This window comes from Pseudomonas sp. HMWF006, from assembly GCF_003061205.1.
Classification (GTDB): Bacteria; Pseudomonadota; Gammaproteobacteria; order Pseudomonadales; family Pseudomonadaceae; genus Aquipseudomonas; species Aquipseudomonas monsensis.
In genome coordinates, this window is sequence record NZ_QAIU01000401.1 from 32,577 (window position 1) to 36,196 (window position 3,620).

Sequence of the window (3,620 nt, forward strand, 5' to 3'; positions counted from 1 at the left end):
CAACTTCAGCGAGCATCTTCTCAACGGCGTCGATGTCGTTGAACGGCAGGGTCAGGGTGTGTTTGGCGAACGCTGCCGGGACACCGGCCGAACTCGGCACGCCCTGGGTCAGGGCACCGGAGCCGGCCTTGACCAGCAGGCTGTCGGAGTGACCGTGGTAGCAGCCTTCGAACTTGATGATGCTGTCGCGGCCGGTGTAACCACGGGCCAGACGGATCGCGCTCATGGTCGCTTCGGTGCCGGAGCTGACCATGCGCACCATGTCCATCGACGGCACCAGCGAGCAGACCAGATCGGCCATCTCGGTTTCCATCGCGGTCGGCGCGCCGTAGGACAGGCCGTGTTGCAGCTGATTGCGTACGGCGTCGAGCACGTCCGGGTGGCTGTGGCCGAGGATCATCGGGCCCCACGAACCGACGTAATCAACATAACGCTTGTCGTCTTCGTCAGTGACGTAGGCGCCTTCGGCGTGCTTGAAGAACAACGGTGTGCCGCCCACGCTCTTGAACGCACGAACCGGCGAATTCACGCCACCGGGAATGTGTTTCTGGGCACTGGCAAACAGGGTTTCGGAACGAGACATGATCGGGCTCTCAAATCAGATTTTCAGAAGTTCGTTGAAGGCGCGGGCGCGGCGGGTCACTTCGGCAGTGCTTTGGGCACCGAACAAGCCGTGGACCACCGCCAGCAGGTCGACACCGTGGGCCACCAGCGGCGCGGCGTTGTCGAGGGTGATGCCGCCAATCGCGCAGACCGGCAGATGCAGCGTGCGCTTGGCCTCGTCGAGCAGATCGAGGCTGCAGCTCGGCGCGCCGGGCTTGGTGTTGGAATTGAAGAAGCGGCCGAAGGCGACATAACTCGCACCTTCTTTGGCGGCTTGTTCGGCCAGTGCGAGTTGCGCGTGGCAGGTCGAACCGATGATGGCTTTGGAGCCGAGCAGGGCGCGGGTCGGCGATAGCGGGCCGTCGGTCTGGCCCAGGTGCACGCCAACGTTCAGGCGCGCGGCCAGTTCGGCGTCATCGTTGATGATCAGCTGCGTCTTGTAGCGCTCGCACAGGTTGCGCAGCGCTTCGGCCTCGCGCAGGCGGCGGGCCTCGTCGCTGCTCTTGTCGCGGTATTGCAGCAGGGTGACGCCGCCTTCCAGCGCCGCCTCCACGTAGGACAGAAACTTGCCGGCCAGCAATTCGCTGTCGGTAATGGCATACAGGCCACGTAGTTTCATCAGGCAGACCTCACGACGTTACGAGCAGAAATCCAGCGGCAGGCGGCGCGGCACGAACTGGCCTTTGCCCAGTTGTTCGGCATCGCGCAGGGTGCGCCAGGTGTAATCCAGTGCCGTGCGTACGGCGCTGGCGAGGTGTTCGCCTTGGGCCAGGCGACCGGCGATAGCGCTGGCCAGCGTGCAACCGGAACCGTGATAGCTGCCTGGCAAACGCTGGCAATAGAAGGTTTCGCGCAGGCCGTCACGGCTGTACAGGCGATTGTGGATTTCAGTTTCGTCGCCATGGCCGCCGGTGATCAGCAGGTTTTTGACGAACGGCAGGAGTTTTTCCGCGCACTCGTCTGCAGTGCCTTCGGGCAGTTCGGCGAGGATGCGCGCTTCAGGAAGATTGGGGGTGGCGATGATCGACAGCGGCAGCAGACGCTCGCGCATCGCATAACCGACCTCGTCCTTGCCCAGGCGTCCGCCGCCGCCGGCGCGCAGCACCGGGTCGCAGACCACCGGCAGGTGCGGGTGCGCCGAAAGCAGTTCGACTACGGTGTCGACCATTTCCAGCGAACCGAGCATGCCCAGTTTGACCGCCGCGACTTCGGAGTCGTTGAGCACGGCACTGGCCTGGGCCAGTACCCACTCACGGTCGAGGACGCGGAAGTCAGTGACGTTGACGGTGTCTTGCACGGTCAGGGCGGTGACGGCCGGAGCCGCATGGCAACCCTGCGCGAGCAAGGCTTCGATATCTGCCTGCAAGCCGGCGCCACCACTGGGGTCGTGGCCGGAGAGACAGAGGACAACGGGGCGGGAGCTGTAGATATTCATGGTGCGCGAGCTTACCACCAAACCTGATTTTGGGGTTCAGTCCTGTCAGTGGTTCCTCGCCACACAGGTATTCACCACATCCGCTGTTGCAGGTAGTTGACCAACTCAACAGCTCTAGCCCGCGACTTTGCTCTGAAACGCCCGTTCTAGAGCCTTTGTAGGAAAAATTTCGATGGTGCTTAATGGCCATCAACGGCTATGCTAGTCTGGATCCAAACCAATAACGGGTAATACCGGTTTTACGTCTACTCAAAGGGAATGGGGGGCTTCCTGACGCAACCGGACGAGCCACGCTGGGGCTTCAATGCGCTATTTGCTGATATTGCTGTTCTGCTTGCCCCTCCTCGCAAGCGCCGTCGAATTCGACGAAAACACTCAGAGCCTTCCCCTGGGCCGCTCCTTGCAAGTGTTCGAAGACCCGAGTGGTCAGGCGAGCATCGCCGACGTCCGCGCTCAAGCGGCGGCGGGCAATTTCAAACTCCACGATAAAGCCACGCTCAACGCCGGTTACTCGCGTTCGGCGTTCTGGCTGAAGATCGACCTGCATTACCGTCCGGCCAATCCCGCCGCGCAACGCACCTGGCTGCTGGAGCTGGCGTACCCGCCGCTTGATCATCTTGATCTGTATATGGCCGATGCCAATGGCGACTATCGCCTGATCCGACAGACCGGTGATGCGTTGCCGTTCGCCAGTCGCGAGATCCGTCAGAACAACTACTTGTTCGACCTTGAGTTCAAGCCCGATCAACAACGCTCGGTGTACCTGCGCCTGGCCAGCGAAGGCTCGATCCAGGCGCCGGTAACGTTGTGGTCGAGCACCGCGTACCTCGAAGACCAACCGGTGCGCCTGTACGTACTGGGCATCATTTATGGCGTGTTGCTGGGGATGCTGGTCTACAACCTGTTCATCTACCTGAGCGTGCGCGACACCAGCTACCTCTATTACATCTTCTACATCGCCTCGTTCGGTCTGTATCAACTGTCGGTGAACGGGGCGGCGGTCGAGTATTTCTGGCCGGACAATCCGTGGTGGGCCAACGCCGCCACGCCTTTCTTCATCGGCTGTGCGGGGCTGTTCGGCAGTCAGTTCGCACGCAGCTTCCTGCAGACGAACAACCACAGCCGCTGGCTGGATCGCGTACTGATCGGCCTGATCGCATTCAGTGCGCTGGTGGTGGGTTTGTCGCTGATGACCAGTTACGCCCTGTCGTTGCGGTTGGCGACCCTGCTGGCGCTGACGTTTACCGTGGTGATTTTCGCCGCGGGGATTCTGGCCTGGTGGCGCGGCCTGCGGGTGGCGCGTTATTTCATCATTGCCTGGTCGGCGTTTCTGCTCGGCGGCATCATCAATACGCTGATGGTGCTGGGCCTGCTGCCGAACGTGTTCCTGACCATGTACGCCAGCCAGATCGGCTCGGCCATCGAAGTGGCGCTGCTGTCGCTGGCGCTGGCCGACCGCATCAACGCGATGCGCGAGCAGCAGGCGCAGACCCTGTTCGACGCCGGGCAGAAGCTCGAAGTGCTCAACCAGCAATTGGCCCACAGCAACAAGCTCAAGGACGAATTCCTCGCGACCCTGACC

Annotated in this window: 4 protein-coding genes; 1 reads left to right on the plus strand and 3 read right to left on the minus strand. The window is 62.0% G+C overall.

From position 1 onward, the window contains the following. From DBR24_RS32465 to DBR24_RS16690, 3 genes are all read right to left on the minus strand, one after another. On the minus strand, positions 1-583 hold a 583-nt coding region (locus DBR24_RS32465), incomplete at its 3' end, for an aminotransferase class III-fold pyridoxal phosphate-dependent enzyme (protein ID WP_371921306.1). Positions 584-598: 15 nt separating this feature from the next. Continuing rightward, positions 599-1,222 carry a thiamine phosphate synthase gene (gene thiE / locus DBR24_RS16685; protein ID WP_123463853.1) on the minus strand — a complete coding sequence of 208 codons (624 nt, stop codon included), beginning with the start codon at positions 1,220-1,222 and terminating at the stop codon, positions 599-601. Positions 1,223-1,240: 18 nt separating this feature from the next. Then, a complete protein-coding gene (locus DBR24_RS16690; RefSeq protein WP_128615303.1) occupies positions 1,241-2,038 on the minus strand; it encodes a hydroxymethylpyrimidine/phosphomethylpyrimidine kinase in 798 nt (265 codons plus the stop codon). Positions 2,039-2,342: 304 nt separating this feature from the next. Here DBR24_RS16690 and DBR24_RS32470 point away from each other — a divergent pair. Then, positions 2,343-3,620 (plus strand): 7TM diverse intracellular signaling domain-containing protein (locus DBR24_RS32470; protein ID WP_305889037.1); only part of this gene is annotated, 1,278 nt, incomplete at its 3' end.